The following is a 17,155-nucleotide window of genomic DNA, read 5'->3' as shown; positions in this document are numbered from 1 at the left end:
CTCAATGACCCCTTTTCACCACAAAGCACTGGATTTAGCTTGTCGAATCACCCTGCGCGCGACACCAACTGGCGGTTTTTCCTAAACTACGTCTACCAGCACAAACTGTCCTACGGATTGGGCATTTTTATGTTGCTGGCCACCAATTGGCTGGCAGTGAGTATTCCCCGGCATATCGGTACGGCTATTGACCTGCTTAAGGATTCCCTGGAGCAGCATCAGGACCAGTTTACAACCACCATCGGATTGATCGTTGTGCTGGCCGTGACCATGATGGGGGCCCGAACTCTTTCGCGGATGTTGTTCTTTAACCCCGGCCGAGCCATCGAAAGAGACCTCAAAAATGATGCCTTTGGCAAGCTGACCCGCCTGCAGCGGGATTTTTACCAGCAGTACGAAACCGGCAGCCTGATTTCTATTGTCAATAACGATATCAATGGTATTCGCGCGCTGGCAGGGGTGGTAATGCTGCAGGTGTTTAATATCAGTTTTGCGCTGTCATTAACCCCCTACAAAATGTGGGAGCTTTCGCCTGAGCTCACGCTCTACTGCATGGTGCCCGTGGTGGTTACGTTTCTGATTTCCCACCGTGCCATCGGCAAGATGCGGCGTATGATGAAGCAGCGCATGGTGGAGTTGCAGGACCTTTCCACGCGTTCTGTTGAGCTGATGTCGGGGATTGAAGTTATCAAGTCTTATCAGGTCCAGCCCTGGGCGAAAGCCTCTTTCGCCGAAGGCAACGAGGTGTTACTCAAACGCTCGATTCAGCTGGCCAGGATCCGGACACTGGTATTGCCGATTCTGGGCTACACCGATCGTATTATGAAGGTGCTGATACTGGCGGTGGGCGGGCTGTATGTGATTCAGTCCGAGCTGTCTCTGGGTGAGCTGGTGGCGTTTTTGGCCTACGCCACGCTGCTGGCCATGCCGTTTTTCTCCATGGCGATGATCTTTTCATCGTTCCAGACCGGTATGCTCAGCATTGAGAGCCTGCGCAAGATTCTGGATCGCGACTTGCCGGCCCAGGATACGCGCCACCTGCCGGAGGAGGAGCGCGACAATCTGTTTAGCTGTGCGGTTAAGGTGCGGAATCTGTCTTATACCTATCCAGGGCAACAACAGCCAACCCTAAAGAACATCAGTTTTGAGATCCGACCGGGGCAAACCCTGGGGATTCTTGGGCAGGTGGGTTCAGGAAAAAGTACGCTGGTTAATTGCATCAATCGCCACCTGGAAATCGAGAGAGACCGTATTTTTATTGACCGCCACGACATTACCGAGCTTTCGCGCCAGGATTTGCGCAGCGCGGTTCGCACCATCACCCAGGAGCCCTTTCTGTTTTCCGATTCTGTGGCCAACAATATTCGTTTCAGCGCTGGTGACCAGGAGTATCGGGCGCTGGATGACGTGCTGTTCCAGAGTGATTTGCTGGATGAGGTGCAGCAGTTCCCAGAGGGGGAGAACACGCTCGTGGGTGAGAAAGGTATTTTGCTTTCCGGCGGGCAAAAACAGCGTCTGAGTCTCGCTCGCGCCATGTATTCCCCGTCCAAGCTGATGATTTTGGATAATGTATTGTCGGCCGTTGACAATGAAACCGAAAGATTCCTGTTGGACCAGATCTTCGAAGTGATGCAAAGCCAAAGCATTTTGATTGTCTCTCACCGCGCCAGTGTGCTGGAGCGGGTGGACTACATATTGGTGCTGGATGAGGGAGAGATTGTCGCCCGCGGCACTCATGAGGAGTTGCTGGAGTCTTCATCGCTCTACCGGCAAACCTGGGATCTGCAACGGGCTGGTGGAGAAATGGAGGTGAATCATGAAGTGGTTTGATCTGCATTTGATTCACCGTTTCTGGGGGTACCTGAAGTGTTACCGCCGGCAGGTGTATGTGGGGGCCATGGCGGTGCCCTTATCCATTCTGTGCAGTGTGCTGTTTCCCTGGTTGATCATGCATATCATCGATACCAAGGTGGTCACTGGCGAGATCAGCGGACTGTATTGGTGGTCCGGGTTGCTGCTGTTGGTGTTGCTGGGCAACTACCTCTCGGATGCGCTGTTCAATTATTTTTTGCAGACTTCAGCATTGCATGCACTACGGGATATGCGCGCGGATATGTTTGCGCGTATTCTGGCCTTTCCGCGTCGATATTTTGATACCACGCCTATTGGTGTATCGCTCACACGCCTGACCAGCGATCTGGAAGCGGTGAACGAGTCCTTTGCCCAGGGTTTGTTGAGTATGGTTCGTGATGTACTCACGACCCTGGCTCTGCTGATTTTTCTGGCGTTTATTAACTGGAAACTGGCACTGATGGTGTTGGTGATGGGGCCGCCCACCTACTTGGTTACGGAAATGTTGCGTCGCCGACTGCGCGAATCCTACGCCCGCGGGCGGGTGGTTTTGTCCCAGGGAACCGGCTATCTGCAGGAGAGCCTCAACGGGATGAAGACCGTGCAGCTCTATTCGGCGGAGGATCAGGTGCAGCACAAGTATGGCGGTTACACCCAGGGCTTTTACGACGCCCAGTCGCGATCCAATTTTTACGACTCCGCTCTGTTTGCCATTATCGAGGGTATTACCACGATCGCCATGGCATTGATTATCTGGTTTGGTGCCAAAGAGATCCTGGCGGCCAGTATCACCTATGGTGTGTTGATTGGATTCACCCAGACGCTGGACCGGATTTTTGTTCCGATACGGGATTTTACTTCGCAAATTGCCTCTATCCAGCGCGCGTTGGCCGCGTTTGGTCATATCGAAGAAATTTATGAGCAGCCACTGCAGGAAGAGGGTAAACAAAGCTCTCCAATGTCGACGCGACAGCCTCAAGCACTGGAACAATTTGAATCACTGGTGTTTGAGGACGTAAGCTTTCGCTATAACGAGTCCGGCCCGCTGGTGCTAAAGGGTGTGAGTTTCGAGCTGCACAAGGGCAGCCAGATTGCCCTGGTGGGTGGCACGGGCTCAGGCAAGTCCACAATTCTGCGATTGCTCACCAAAACCTACGATAACTACAGCGGCTCCATTCGGCTAAATGGTATGGAGCTGCGAGATATCTCCCAGGCGCAGGCCGGTCGGTTGTTCTCTTTGATGCAGCAAGAAGTGTTTCTTTTCAACCGCTCAATCGAATTCAACATCGGGTTGGGGCGTGAGGATATCTCTGCCGCCCAGGTCAGGGATGCTGCCCGTTACGTTTATGCGGACGGGTTTATCGAGCAGTTGCCAGGACAGTATCAATTTGAGCTGCAGGGCAATGGCGGTAATCTGTCAGCGGGACAATGCCAGTTGATCGCGTTTGCCCGGGCCATGGCTTCCGGCAGCGAGGTGGTTCTGCTCGACGAGGCCACCAGCTCGGTGGATTCCGTGACCGAGCGACTGATTCAAAAGGCCATCGATCATGTGTTTATGGATAAAACGGTCATCGCCATCGCTCACCGACTCAGTACCATTCGTCATTCCGATCAGATACTGGTGTTGGAGAAAGGGCAGATTATTGAGCGTGGATCCCACAGCGAGTTGATCGACATGCAGGGGCATTACGCGGGCCTGCTTAATGCCTTGTCAGAATCCTAAGGCTTCTCTGTAGTCTCTTCAAAATGGCTGCGGTTTAGGTTGAGCATTTCCACTGTTTTGGTATAGGCAGATTTGGCTTTCCCGGAGGCGATCGACCAGGCAATTTGATAATGGCGCTCCAGGTCTTCCTTGACCACCTCTTGCGGCTGGCTCTCGCCCACATCGACGTGGGCGCGCAGGTAGGTGGAGATCGCGTACTTAAAATGACTCAGCACGGAATTGTGTGACGCTTTGAGAATCGCGCTGTGGAAGGCGATATCGGTCTCCATGCGCTCCTGATCGTCTTCGCTCTTTGCCATGGCTTCATAGGCGGAGAGAATCTCTGCCACATCTTCTTTGGTTGCCCTCACCGCCGCCAATTCTGCGGCTTTCGGCTCAATAATGCGGCGCAGTTCGATCAGGTCGAGCATAAATTCCCGCGTGGCAATTTCAGGGTCGGCATGCCAGCGCAGCACGTCCGGGTCCAGCATGTTCCACTCACCTCGGGGGCGAACCTTGGTGCCGCTTCGGGGCGCCGTTGAAATCAGCCCTTTGCCGGAAAGTACCTTTACGGCCTCCCTTAATGCATTTCTGCCCACCGTCAGGCTGGCGGCCAGCTCCTGTTCTATGGGCAGTGTCTCGCCCTCTGAGTATTCACCGCCGGCAATACGCCTGCCCAGGGTATCGACTGCGGCATTAACCTGGCCTCGCGTATTCTTCTTGGGGGCTTCGGAGGGGGAATTGGCCATGAGGCGATGTCCTTGGGTGTATTAGTCACATGTACGCATTTTAACCTTTGCCACTTTGATGATCCACTTTGAATATTATAATGGGATTAATTGATTTGGGCGGTTTCAAATTAAAGAAATTTCCTATTTGGCATTTTGCCAAAATTAAATCTTTTGAAAACAGATACTTATAAGTTAAGTTGGGCAGTGCACTACAGAAATTCTCTATTTTATTTGGTTGTCGTTGGTCTGCTTCCGTTGACAATTAATGGGATTATTAGTAAATTTCATTCATCCCATTAATTGCCTTTGGGCACACGACATCGAACCAATCGTCCCTATTCGACGGTGGTGGTAAGGAGATGAGGTAAAGCACTAATGTCAGATTACGATGTAATCATTGCGGGCGGCGGCCACAACGGGCTGATCTGCGCCTCGTTACTGGTTAAGAATGGATTGAAAGTACTGGTTGCAGAGCGCAACGACTGGGTTGGCGGCGGCGCCCTCACGCGAGAGCTGACTCTGCCCAATTTCAAGCACGATCCGTTTGGATCGTCTCACGTTTGGATCCATCTGAACCCGGACTTTCAGGAGCTGAAGCCGGAGCTGGAAAAGCATGGGCTGAAATACATTTGGTCCGATGACCACATAACCGGTCACCCCAACAAGTACGAAGGTCAGGGCATTATCGTATACAAGGACGTGGACAAAACCTGCGATACCATCGCGGAATACTCCCGCAAGGATGCCCAGCGCTACCGCGAGATCTATGAAGAGTTTGGCGAAATTCAGGATGGCGTGGTTAAGGGCATGTTCTCGCCTCCGGCGCCTCCCAGCTATATGTATCAAGGACTGGAAAACAACCCTGAAGGCCTGAAGCGCCTGCGGGACTACCAGTTGAGCTCACGCCAGTTCACACTGGAAAATTTTGAAAATGACCATGTACGCGCGTTTATCCTGGGCTGGGCCATGGCGCCCCAGACGCTGCCGGACCAACTGGGAACCGCGGCCGGTTTCTACGTGATGATTCCCAGCATCCATTACTTTGGACAGTCTATTCCGGAAGGCGGCAGCGGCATGTTGTCCGAGTCCATGAAGCGCTACATCGAGGCCAACGGCAGTGCGGTGATGACCGGCATGACGGTGAATAAATTTATTACCGAAAACGGTAGCTGCAAAGGCATTCGATTGCACGACGGCACCGAGATTATGGCGAGCCGTGGTGTGGTCAGTGCTCTGGATCCATTCCAGACCTACCTTAAGGGATTCGACGATAACGAGCTGCCGGGCGGCTTCAAGGATATGGTGCGCAACTTTAAGTTTGGTGACATCACTATCGCGCGGGTGCACTACGCCCTGCACGAAGCGCCCAGCTTTAAAGGCGGGTCGGATATGGACCAGACTGCCTTCCAGCGCATTTTCGGTACCGTGGCGGATATCGATAAGCAGTATCAGGAAATCGCGGCTGGCCAGGCGCCGAGTGATCCGTTCCTTTGGACCGCCGCCTGGACTCGAATGGACCCGACCCGGGCTCCGGACGGCAAGCACACATTGATCATGGATACTTTTGTGCCCGTGGATCTTGCCAACGGAGATAACTGGGAAGAGATTGGGGCGGACTATTGCCGTAACACCTTGTTAAAGCAGCTGCGCAACTACACCACCAATATGTCCGATGACAATATTATGGCGGAGTATGTGGAGACCGGACCGAGCCTCGCCAGGGCCAACCTGTGTTTTAACCGCGGTGTCACCACCGGTGGTGAACGTACTCTGGCGCAAATGGGCGCTTTCCGACCATTCCCCAACTACGCTGATTATCGCGGTCCACTGAAAAACTTTTACATGACCGGACCCTCCTGCCATCCCGGTGGCGGTATCTGCGGAATGGGCACCATCGCGGCCAACGAAATTTTGCACGACCTGGGCATCAAGAGCGAAGACGATGATTTCGACTTCTAACGCTCATTGAGTCACATATTAAAGACATTTTTTTAGAGACTTTCTTAGAGACTACAAAATGGCAAGAGAGAGAATTGATCCTTATACGGCATTGATTATTCAACCGGAAGTGAATGTCGTCAGTGATAAAGAAGGTATTCAGCTGAATCTGGATCGGGTTAAAAACCTGATTCACTTTGGTGTGGGTTACTACTGGGAAGTGCCGGTGCGTCTGGTGGTTCTGCCAGAGTATTTTTTGCAGGGTGTCGGTACGCCCGGTAAGGGCGAAAGCAAGATCGGCGACCAGATGAAAAAAGCCGTGACCATTCCCGGCCCCGAGATTGATCAGCTGGGAGAAATCGCCAAAGAATACGGTCTGTATATTTGTGGTGGCGGTGTGGTTGAGCAGGTACCGGAATTTCCCGATCGCTGGTTTAACACCAATTTTATCGTAGGTCCCACCGGCGAGGTGGTGTTGAAGTACCACAAGTGGCACATCAATGCCTCGCTGGGTCTGGGTACCAGCCCACACGATATTTTTGATGAATACTGCGAACATTTCGGCGGCAGTATCAAAGATCTGTTCCCGGTTATTGATACAGAGATTGGCAAGCTGGGCACCATGACCTGCCACGATGGGTGCACACCTGAGGTGTCACGGGCATTGGGTTACAACGGTGCTGAAGTCATTTGTCATCCCGGTGCCATTCAAGAGGTCGAGGGTGTTTCCCAGCCGTGGGATTTCTGGAAGTTTACCCGCCGCACCCGAGCTCACGACAATATGTGCTATCTGCTGGGTTCCAACTGGGGCAGTGTAAACTACGATTATTATCCGAAGGCATTCTGTCCCGGGCACTCCTTCGCGATTGATTACACCGGCATGCTGCTGCGCGAGGCGCCTTATCCCTCTGAGCAGGTGTTGGCGGTGACCATTGATATCGAGGCGTTGCGCCACTATCGCACCCGTACCAATCATAACTGCTGGGTGGATGTACGCACTGAAGGCTTCCGGGAGATGTACACCAATCCCATTTATCCGCCTAACCGTTTCCCGTCGGGCAAACCCCCTAAGGCACTGGTGGAAAAGATCTCCATCTGCAAAGAGGTCTTTAACAACCTGTACGAGCGCGGCCAGTTTACTCCGCCTGCAGGGATGGAGCCGGGAGAGGTTTCCGAGCTGTTGCAAAAACGCATCGACTACGCCCAGAGCACAGGGCGTTTGCAGAAAACGTAGGTGAGCCCATGAAAGTCAAAAGCAAACTGGCGGATATCGATTTTGAGTTCGGTCACTTCGAATACAAAAAAGATCACCTGATTATCCATAGCCACCCGGATCAGCCTATGCAGAGCAGGGTCTACGTAAGCCCTGATGATGTGGTCAGCGCACTTGGCAAGGCCATCAAGGTGCCTATGTTCTGGGTGTATATGTTGGGCTTTCCCTATTTCCTGATTCGCTACCGACGCCGTAAAAGTCAAAAGCAGGCGCAGGCCGGAAAGCGTGTTGCACATTAGCAGGCTATTAAAAACTGCGTGTACAAATAATTGAATTTCGAGGTTTATAAGTTATGACAACGATGACAGGTGGCGAGGCCATTATTAAGTCTCTGCGCGCAAACGGCGTGGATACCGTATTTGCACTGCCAGGCGGGCAGTTGGATTTCCTGTTCGATGCCATGTACAAAGAGGGCGACGATCTGCGTCTGATTCATACCCGCCACGAACAGGCTACGGCCTACATGGCCTACGGTTACGCCAAATCCACCGGTAAAGTGGGCACCTGTGCGGTGGTGCCGGGCCCCGGATTGTTGAACGCCGCCGGCGCACTGTGCACGGCCTGGTCCAACTATGCGCCCGTGTTGTGTATTTCCGGGCAAATTCCCTCCACGGCCATCGGTAAAGGCTATGGCGATCTGCACGAGATCGAAGATCAGATCGGTATGATCAGCCATGTCACCAAGTGGTCGCAGTCCATCGATCACCCCGCTTATGCGCCGACCCATATCGGCGAAGCGTTCAAACAGCTGGGCACTGGCTACCCTCGTCCTGTGGAAGTGGAAATGCCCATGGATATTATGGCGATGGAGGCTGAAGTCGACATTCTGCCGGCGGTGAGTGAGTACCCCAGTCTGCCGGTGGACCAGAGTCTGGTGAATGAATCCGCGGAAATTCTGAAACAGGCCAAAAAGCCAATGATTGTTGTCGGCTCGGGAGCGCTGGAAGCGAGTGCTGAGGTGATGGCTCTGGCCGAACTGCTACAGGCGCCAGTGATGGCTTGCCGCAGTGGTAAGGGTATTGTCTCTTCAGATCACTACCTCAGTGCCAACTTCCCAATGGGACATCGGTTGTGGGGTGAGACCGACGCTGTGGTGGCAGTAGGCACGCGCCTGAATTGGCCACTGACCATGTGGGGCAAAGACGATGACCTCAAGCTGATTCGCGTGGATATTGATGCGAAACAGATCAATCGCATCTGCGAGCCCGAGGTGGGTATCCTGGGAGATTCCGCCAAGGTACTCAACGCCTTACATCAGCAACTGATAACAGACGGTTTCTCAGCCGCGAGCCGCGAGGTGGAACTGTCGGAACTCAAAGCCCAAATCGATGGCGAGATGCGCGAGAAAGTGGGTCCGCAGATGGCTTACCTGGATGTGATTCGCAAGGAACTGCCGGACGATGGCATTTTTGTCGACGAAGTCACCCAGGTGGGTTTTGTGTCCTGGTACGGATTTCCAGTTTACAAACCGCGCCAGCACATTAGTGCCGGTTACCAGGGCACCCTGGGTTATGGTTATGCCACCGCACTGGGGGTGATGGCCGGCAATATGGACAAGAAGGTGATTCAGGTCAGTGGTGACGGTGGCTTTATGTTCACCTGCCAGGAGTTAGCCACAGCAGTTCAATATCAATTGCCACTGGTTACTATTATCTTTAACGACCACCGTTTCACCAATGTTCAGCGCCAGCAAAAAGAATGGTTCGATGGCCGCGTGATTTGTTCGGACCTGCACAATCCCGACTTTGTAAAAATGGCGGAGAGTTTTGGGGCGGCAGGATTCTCCGCAAGTGATCCGGAGAGTTTGAGACAGGCCATTCGCAGCGCATTCGAACAGAAGGGGCCGTCTATCATTGAAGTGGATGTGCAGGAGTTCTTCCCGGCGCCCTGGCCATTCCTGATGATGCCGCAAAACCGCAAACAAGTGTGCAAGTAACAGGCAGGAATTGATTATGTCAAAGTTAGAAGCCGTACCTGGCGTACTAAAACTGTCTCCGTACGTGCAAGGGCAAAGCACCCTTGAGGGTGTGGCAGAGCCTATTAAGCTGTCTTCCAATGAGTCTTCGCACGGACCTTCGCCGGCGGCGCTGGAAGCCTACCGTAAGGCGGCCGAATCACTGAATCGCTACCCGGACGGCAGTCAGTATGAACTGCGTCATGCCATAGGTTCTGTTTTCGACCTCAACCCGGATCAGATCATTTGCGGCAATGGCTCCGATGAGTTGATCCAGCTGATGGTTCGTACCTATGTCAGCCCCGGCGATGAAGTTCTGGTCAGTGAGAACGGCTTTATCATGAGCAATATCCATAGTGTTGCGCAAGGGGCGGAGCTGGTGGTTGCACCGGAACGTGACTACAAGGTGGATGTGGATGCCCTGTTGGAGCGCGTCACTGACAAGACCCGTTTTTGTACCATCGCCAACCCCAACAACCCCACGGGGACCTATATTTGCGGTGATGAACTGCGTCGCCTGCATGCCGGATTGCCGCAAAACTGTCTGCTGCTGATTGACAACGCCTACGCGGAATATGTCGCCGAGCCGGATTATGAAGATGGATCGGCACTGGTGAATCAATTCGACAATGTGGTGATGACCCGGACCTTTTCCAAAATTTACGGATTGCCTTCGCTGCGTATCGGCTGGTGTTACTGCCCCGAAAAAATCGTCGGCGAAGCCGGCCGCATTCGCACGCCCTTCAATACCAATGGACCCGCATTGGCCGCAGCGGCTGCCGCTGTCATGGATGTCAACTACGTTGAGATGATTCGCAGTCACAATCATCGCTGGCTACAAAAAATTTCCAATGCAGTAGCAGAGCTTGGAATCGAAATGATCCCGAGCGTCGCCAACTTTTATTTGTTGAAGTTTCCGGACGAGGGGGACAAGAACGGCTCCGATGCGGATGCCTTCCTGAAATCCAGGGGTATCATTCCCCGGCCAACGGGCGGCTCGGACAAATTCCTGCGAATTACGGTTGGGTTGGACTACGAAAATGAAGCAGTTCTGGCGTCTCTGGCCGATTATATGGCCACCGGTAGGGTGGAATAGGCGAAGCCGTAATCCACCAAACGCGGGGCGGGTTGCATCCACAAAAAATATCTTAATCGGCGGTAAAAGTGAACGAAGTCTATTCAATGTCTCCAGAAGTTAAGCACCGACTGTCAGGAGTTCAGCGTTTATTGATCGACGGCCGCTGGCAAGAATCGGATGAAGGGCAGGTGTCGGATGTTATCAATCCCTCCAGCGGTCTGACCATCAGTCGGGCGGCCATGGCACAATACCAGGACGTCGAGCGGGCGGTAGCCGCAGCCAGACGTTCATTCGACACTGGCTTATGGACTGGCATGACGCCGGCGCAACGGGCAAAAATTCTGTGGCGGGCGGCGGATCTGCTGGAAGAGCATGCTGATGAGCTTGCCGAGCTGGAAATGCTCGACGCCGGCAAGTCACTTGCCGGCGCGCGGGGAGGGGAGATTCCCTTCGCCGCTGAGTGTTTTCGCTACTACGCGGGTTGGTGTACCAAAATAGAGGGCAGTACCAAGCAGCTGTCGATCATCCCGGGGCAGGAATTTCACGCTTATACGCGGCGGGAGCCAATCGGTGTTGCCGCCTTAATTGTGCCCTGGAACGGCCCGCTGGTGCAGGCCGCCTGGAAGGTGGCTCCGGCACTGGCCGCAGGCTGCAGTTGTATTCTAAAACCGGCTGAAGAAACGCCGCTGTCGGCCGTCCGGATGGGTGAGATTCTGATGGAGGCAGGTGTGCCTGCCGGGGTGTTTAATCTGTTGTTGGGCGAGGGGTCAACCGTCGGTCAGCAATTGGCTGAACACGCGGACGTCGACAAGGTGTCCTTTACCGGCTCTACTGAAGTCGGCAGAAAAATTATCGATGCGGCCAAGGGCAATCTGAAAAAGGTGTCCCTCGAACTGGGCGGCAAGTCCCCGGTGATCATTTTTAATGATGCTGACCTCGACGAAGCCATTGCCGGCGCGGCACAGGGGATTTTCTCCAATGCCGGGCAGGTGTGCGTGGCGGGTTCCCGGCTGTATGTCCAGGAGTCGGTCTACGACCAGGTGCTGTCCGGTCTGGTCAGGATAGCTCAGGACATGAAGGTAGGTCCTGCCACCACCGCAGGTCTGGATATGGGGCCGCTGATTTCCCAGCGACATCTCAACCGGGTCTGTGATCGGGTCGAGCGGGGGCTTACAGAGGGGGCTGTACTGGCCGCAGGCGGCCGTCGTTTGGAGCTGGACGGTGGATATTTTCTGGAGCCTACCATCCTCACCGAATGCGATCATTCGCACAGTGTGGTTAAAGAAGAGATCTTCGGTCCGGTTCTGACGGTGATCAAATTCAGTGCCGATGACGACATAGTCCCATTGGCCAACGACAGCGAATACGGTCTGGCCGCCAGTGTCTGGACACGCGACGTCAGCAAAGCCCATAAAACCGCTGCGGCGATCAAGGCGGGCCTGCTGTGGATCAACTGTCACGGTATTCCCGATATGGCAATCCCCTTTGGAGGCTACAAGCAGTCTGGCTGGGGCCGCGAGAATGGCTACGATTCACTGCTGCAATATACCGAGTTGAAATCTGTGGTGGCAAAGCTTTAACAAGTTTTTGAAAAGGTCTTCCTGACTTTCTCACAACCTATTTTCCCTAAGGAGATCCTCATGCAGGAAACCTGGCGTTGGTTTGGTCCTTCGGACCCCGTTTCTCTGGAGAACATTATTCAGTCCGGCGCGAGTGGCGTGGTCACGTCACTGCACCATATCGAGGTGGGAGCAGCCTGGTCGCTGGGTGAGATACTGAAGCGAAAGCAGTTGATCGAGGAGCGCGGACTGGTGTGGAGTGTGGTGGAAAGCGTTCCTGTTCACAACGATATCAAACTGCGAAAAAGCCACTGTCAAGATTACATTGAAGCCTATAAGGAAACCCTCAAAAACCTCGGTGAGGCGGGAGTCAAGGCCGTCTGCTACAACTTTATGCCGGTAGTGGACTGGACCCGAACCAACCTGATGTACAAGCTGCCCAATGAGAGCTACGCCTTGCGTTTCTCCATGGAAGCCTTCGTGGCCTACGATCTGTATATTCTGGAGCGCCACTGCGCCGCCGACAGCTATACGGCAGAGCAGATCGAGAGTGCCCGCCGCTATTTTGAGTCCATGAGCCAGGAACAAATCCGACAGCTGGAGAGCAATATCATCGCCGGCTTACCGGGTGGTGCGGACGGCTTTGACCGGGATGGTATTCGTACGGCTATCGATGAGTACAGAAACGTCTCTGATGATGAGTTTCGACAGAACCTGTTTGCGTTTCTCCGCGAAGTGATTCCGGTGGCAGAAAAAGCGGGAGTAAGAATGTGTATTCACCCGGATGATCCTCCCTTCTCGCTGTTTGGTTTGCCCCGCGTGGTTTCCACTGCAGACGATGCCCGGGCTCTGCTCAAGGCCAGCGATAGTGTCGCCAATGGCTTGACCCTGTGTGCCGGATCATACGGCGCCAGAGGCGATAACGACCTCGTGGCCATGGTCAGGGAATTTGCCAGTCGCATACATTTCGTGCACCTGAGAAACGTTCGTCGCCAAACCGATGGTTCTTTTTACGAGTCGGAACATCTGGATGGCGACAACGATATGCTGGGTATCGTTCAGGCTCTCCTGCAGGAAGAGCAACGCCGACGTGATTGCGGTCGCTCAGATCAGGCGATTCCCATGCGACCCGATCACGGGCATCTGATGGCTGACGATATTGGCAAAGATTCCAATCCAGGCTATTCCATGATCGGTCGGCTAAAAGGTCTAGCAGAACTCAGAGGCGTGATTCATGCGCTGGAAAACGTCGGAAATCTGCGTGCAGGATAAGGCAGCATTGGTTGTTCGGCATCACGGTGCTATTGTAGTTACAGCGAATAATAACTGAACGCTCTGGAGAATTTGTTCATGTCGTTAGTCCCCGCCGATAATGTCCTGGCCGTTTGTACAGTTGTATTCGGCCTTGCCTGGCTTGGCTTCTGGATAGATACACTGTCTATTGGGCGAAAGATCTCCGGTGTGGTTTGGGTGCTCTGTGGCGCGATGTTGTTGTCCAATTTCCAAGTGATTCCCTTCAAAAGCCAGGTTTATGATTTTGTCGGCGGTGTTTTGGTGCCTCTGGCAATTCCGCTGCTGTTATTCAAGAGCGATATGCGCCGGATTTTTAAAGAGAGCGGCAAGGTCATGCTTATTTTTTGCCTGGCGAGTGCAGCTACGGTAACAGGCGCAGTTCTGGGGTTTTATCTATTCGATCTTGGTGAAATAGGTCCCAAGGTGGCTGGCGTTTACAGTGGCGGTTACATTGGCGGTGCGGTAAATTTCCTGGCGGTTTCGCAGGTGGTGGAGATGAGTACGGACGAGTTTAGCACGGCTATCAGCGCCAGCAGCATTGTCAGTATTCTCGCCTTGATGATTCTGTTGGCGATTCCTTCCATTAAATGGATTACCCGGCAGTTCCAGTCTGCCTACGCTATCACTGAAGATGGTGTTGAGAACAAAGTAGCGCTGAAAAGCAAAGTCACAAGCTTTCGCTTGACTCATTTGTCCGGCGCCTTGACCTTGAGCTTTTTGATTTGTACGGTGTCGAAGTTTGTCGCCGCTAAAACGGGCTTTGAGCAGTATACATTCTTGATTATTACCGCTTTGACGCTGCTGATAGCCAACTTGTTCCCAAAATTGATGAACAGAATTGAAGGCGAATTCGACACGGGCCTGCTACTCATGTATCTGTTCTTTGCGGTGGTGGGTGCCGGCACGGATATGTCAGCCTTTCTTGGTGCCGCGATTGTTCTGTTCTTTTATGGCAGTTTTATTATTGTCATTCACCTTGTTGTTACTTTTGCCCTTGCCCGTACCTTTAAGTTCGGCCTGGAGGAAACAGTGGTTGCCTCCGGTGCCGCCTTGGTGGGGCCAGCGGTTACCGCCGCCATCGCCACGTCCAGAAACTGGCGGGAGCTTGTGACGCCGGGCATCATGTGCGGTATATTTGGCTACGCCATTGCTACCTTTATCGGGGTGTCTATCAGCGGGATGCTGGGTTAAAACCGCGACACAACTCGATAATCATCTCACGCAGCCAGCGGTGTCCGGGCTCGCCGTGCAGGCTGTTATGCCACATCAGGTACAGCGGTGCCTTCCAATCCTCCACCGGGGCGGGGTAGAGTGCCAAATCAAACAACTCCGCAAAGTGCCGCGCCACCGGTTCGGGCAGTGCGCAGATCATATTCGTCTTTTGCACGATATAGGGCATATTGAAAAAGCTTGGCACCTTCATACCATGGCGACGACGCAGCCCGGTAGAGAGCAGGTGTTGGTCGAGCAACGAGATGCGATTGGTCTTGGGGTAGAGCACAACGTGCTCAGCAGCCAGAAATTGGTCCAGCGTTAACTCATCACGAATGTCGGGGTGATCCTTGCGTACCAGGCAATAGCCGGGCTCCTGACGCACCGTTTCCACATGATAGTCATCTTCCAGAATGGGAATATTGTCCAGCGCAAAATCCACGCTGCCAAAGTGCATCAGATCTTTAAGGTCTTCTTCGTACTGAGGCCAGATATTGACGCGTACACTGGTCTGGAGATCGGCCAACTTTTGCAGCAGCGAAGGTACCACGGCAATGCCGCCATAATCGATGGAGGCCAGGGTAAAGATGCGGTCGCTTTTGGTGGGGTCGAACTCTTGCGTCTGGGCGATGGTATCTGAGATTTTGTCCAGAATCTCTCGAATCGGGCGTTCCAGTTCCAGGGCTCTGGGGGTGGGGCGTACACCGCTGCCGGTGCGGAGAAACAGCTCGTCTTTCAGGGTTATGCGCAGCCGCCCGAGGGCGGCGCTCATGGCAGGTTGACTCATGCCGATCTTGTCGGCGGCAGCGGAGAGTTTCCGCTCGGTCATAATGGCATCGAAGATGGTAAGGAGGTTTAAGTCGACGCTGCGTAGATTCATAAACTCAGGGTATAACGGCGGTGGTTTCAATCTCCACCTTAGCACGATCCTCCATCAGTGCCACTACCTGAACCATCGCCATGACAGGAAAATTGCGGCCGATCACTTCACGATAAACGGCGCCCACTTCTTTCAGGCGGCTCAGGTATTCCTGTTTGTCAGTGATATACCAGGTCATGCGGGTAATATGCTCAGGCCTGGCGCCACCGGCTTCCAGAATGGCAACGGTGTTAAGCAGAGTCTGACGAACCTGATCTACGAAGTCGTCGCTTTGGAATTGTTCGTTCTCGTCCCAGCCGATCTGGCCGCCCACGTATAGAGTCTGGCCCTGGGCCAGGATGCCGTTGGAATAGCCTTTTGGCTGCGCCCAGCCTTCGGGTTGAATAATCTGCATGGTTTGGTTTTCTCCCGGAATTTTTTAGTTGGCGCTTGGTGGGTTACGCTTCGCTAACCCACCCTACGGTTTGCTATGTTGGTTAGCAACTGGCGTTGCTCTGAGGGTTTGTCATATCACACCCGCGTTTTGCAACGTCTGGCGGGCGATAATCAGTTTCTGTACCTCGGACGCACCTTCGTAAATTCGCAGGGCACGCACCTCACGGTACAACTCTTCAACCTTGATGCCGCTGGTAACACCCAGTCCCCCGAACAGCTGTACTGCAGCATCGATCGTCTGTTGGGCAGAATCGGTGGCATACATCTTGGCCATGGCCGCTTCGCGGGTGATACGGTCAGCAACGCAATCCTTGGTCCAAGCGGCGCGGTAGATCAACAGCGCGCTGGTATCAATGTTGGTCGCCATCTCCGCCAGTTGGGTTTGCACGCCGGGGATCTGGTTCATGGGCGCGCCGAACAGCTCGCGGCTTGCAGTACGCTGCAGGGCTTCAGCAAGCGCCCGACGGGCAAAGCCCAGGGACGCGGCGCCCACGGTGGAACGACACACATCCAAGGTCGCCATGGAGACTTTAAATCCCTTACCTTTTTCACCCAGCATGGCGCTCTTGGGAACACGACAGTTGGTGAATTTCAGCCGTGCCAATGGATGCGGCGCAATCACATTAATGCGCTCGGCGATTTCCAGACCCGGAGTATTGGCATCAACGATAAATGCCGTGATGCCCCGAGCCCCCTCGCCACCGGTGCGGGCGAACAGAGTGTAAAAATCCGCGATGCCACCGTTGGAAATGAACGTTTTTTCTCCGTTGATGACATATTCGTCACCATCCAGCTCCGCACTGGTGCTCATGGCAGCGACGTCGGAGCCGGCGTCTGGCTCGGTCAGGGCAAATGCGGCAATTTTTTCACCGGCGCGAACTGCAGCCAGGTATTGCTGTTGCTGTTCATCGTTGCCGAACAGGCTGATGGCCACACTGCCCAGACACTGCATGGCAAAGGCAAAATCAGCCAGGCCGGATTGGCGGGCCAGGTGCTCACGCATCAGACACATGCTGCGAACATCCAGCTTGCCGTTTTCATCGCGAAGGGCAACGCAGTGCTTCAGAAAACCGGCCTCGGCCAACTGCCGCACGATCTTGCTGCACTCGGCATCCACGTCAATATCGCCATGGGCTTCGCCATCGATATTGGCCTGTGCCCAGGTATCAATATCGTTGGCCAGCTGGCGATGTTTGTCTTCCAGGAATGGCCAATTGAGATAAGTCTTGTCGACCAGAGACAGTTCCAT

Annotated in this window: 14 protein-coding genes; 10 read left to right on the top strand and 4 right to left on the bottom strand. The window is 53.8% G+C overall.

Annotated features, from left to right (window positions below; translation table 11 throughout):
- Positions 1 to 39 precede the first annotated feature (39 nt).
- A complete protein-coding gene (locus HBA55_RS12625) occupies positions 40 to 1,830 on the top strand; it encodes an ABC transporter ATP-binding protein (RefSeq protein ID WP_206019780.1) in 1,791 nt (596 codons plus the stop codon).
- Complete coding sequence (locus HBA55_RS12620) at positions 1,817 to 3,574, top strand: ABC transporter ATP-binding protein (protein ID WP_206019779.1); 1,758 nt, start codon at positions 1,817 to 1,819, stop codon at positions 3,572 to 3,574. Before HBA55_RS12625 ends, HBA55_RS12620 begins: the two co-directional genes overlap by 14 nt.
- Here the strand turns inward: HBA55_RS12620 and HBA55_RS12615 are convergent.
- A complete protein-coding gene (locus tag HBA55_RS12615) occupies positions 3,571 to 4,302 on the bottom strand; it encodes a FadR/GntR family transcriptional regulator (RefSeq protein ID WP_166991459.1) in 732 nt (243 codons plus the stop codon). The two genes, HBA55_RS12620 and HBA55_RS12615, sit on opposite strands and share 4 nt — an antisense overlap.
- Before the next feature lie 357 nt (positions 4,303 to 4,659).
- Between HBA55_RS12615 and HBA55_RS12610 the strand changes: the two genes are divergently transcribed.
- From HBA55_RS12610 to HBA55_RS12575, 8 genes are all read left to right on the top strand, one after another.
- A complete protein-coding gene (locus HBA55_RS12610) occupies positions 4,660 to 6,243 on the top strand; it encodes a phytoene desaturase family protein (protein ID WP_166991456.1) in 1,584 nt (527 codons plus the stop codon).
- A gap of 58 nt (positions 6,244 to 6,301) precedes the next feature.
- Positions 6,302 to 7,456: a nitrilase-related carbon-nitrogen hydrolase gene (locus HBA55_RS12605; RefSeq protein WP_166991452.1), complete on the top strand. Its 1,155-nt coding sequence runs from the start codon at positions 6,302 to 6,304 to the stop codon at positions 7,454 to 7,456.
- An 8-nt stretch (positions 7,457 to 7,464) separates the two neighbouring features.
- The gene (locus tag HBA55_RS12600) at positions 7,465 to 7,734 is read left to right on the top strand and encodes a hypothetical protein (RefSeq protein ID WP_166991450.1); all 270 of its coding nucleotides are present in this window, start codon (positions 7,465 to 7,467) and stop codon (positions 7,732 to 7,734) included.
- Between the two features lie 53 nt (positions 7,735 to 7,787).
- On the top strand, positions 7,788 to 9,431 hold the full coding sequence (locus HBA55_RS12595; RefSeq protein ID WP_166991447.1) for a thiamine pyrophosphate-dependent enzyme: 1,644 nt from the start codon (positions 7,788 to 7,790) through the stop codon (positions 9,429 to 9,431).
- Between the two features lie 16 nt (positions 9,432 to 9,447).
- Positions 9,448 to 10,545, top strand: a complete 1,098-nt coding sequence (locus HBA55_RS12590) for a pyridoxal phosphate-dependent aminotransferase (RefSeq protein ID WP_166991443.1) — start codon at positions 9,448 to 9,450, stop codon at positions 10,543 to 10,545.
- An 86-nt stretch (positions 10,546 to 10,631) separates the two neighbouring features.
- The gene (locus HBA55_RS12585; protein ID WP_166991440.1) at positions 10,632 to 12,107 is read left to right on the top strand and encodes an aldehyde dehydrogenase family protein; all 1,476 of its coding nucleotides are present in this window, start codon (positions 10,632 to 10,634) and stop codon (positions 12,105 to 12,107) included.
- 60 nt (positions 12,108 to 12,167) lie between these two features.
- On the top strand, positions 12,168 to 13,358 hold the full coding sequence (uxuA, locus tag HBA55_RS12580; protein ID WP_166991437.1) for a mannonate dehydratase: 1,191 nt from the start codon (positions 12,168 to 12,170) through the stop codon (positions 13,356 to 13,358).
- A 78-nt stretch (positions 13,359 to 13,436) separates the two neighbouring features.
- Positions 13,437 to 14,570, top strand: coding sequence for a DUF819 family protein (locus HBA55_RS12575; protein WP_166991434.1), 1,134 nt, complete (start codon positions 13,437 to 13,439; stop codon positions 14,568 to 14,570).
- Here HBA55_RS12575 and HBA55_RS12570 read toward each other — a convergent pair.
- From HBA55_RS12570 to HBA55_RS12560, 3 genes are all read right to left on the bottom strand, one after another.
- Positions 14,551 to 15,471 carry a LysR family transcriptional regulator gene (locus tag HBA55_RS12570; protein ID WP_166991431.1) on the bottom strand — a complete coding sequence of 307 codons (921 nt, stop codon included), beginning with the start codon at positions 15,469 to 15,471 and terminating at the stop codon, positions 14,551 to 14,553. The genes HBA55_RS12575 and HBA55_RS12570 overlap by 20 nt on opposite strands.
- Positions 15,472 to 15,475: 4 nt before the next feature.
- A complete protein-coding gene (locus HBA55_RS12565; protein ID WP_166991428.1) occupies positions 15,476 to 15,865 on the bottom strand; it encodes a RidA family protein in 390 nt (129 codons plus the stop codon).
- Positions 15,866 to 15,976: 111 nt separating this feature from the next.
- Positions 15,977 to 17,155: an acyl-CoA dehydrogenase family protein gene (locus tag HBA55_RS12560; RefSeq protein WP_206019778.1), complete on the bottom strand. Its 1,179-nt coding sequence runs from the start codon at positions 17,153 to 17,155 to the stop codon at positions 15,977 to 15,979.

The organism is Pseudomaricurvus alkylphenolicus, assembly GCF_011683955.1.
Taxonomy (GTDB): domain Bacteria; phylum Pseudomonadota; class Gammaproteobacteria; order Pseudomonadales; family Cellvibrionaceae; genus Pseudomaricurvus; species Pseudomaricurvus alkylphenolicus.
Note: the sequence above shows the minus strand (reverse complement) of the source record. Positions and strands in the feature narration are given on the sequence as shown.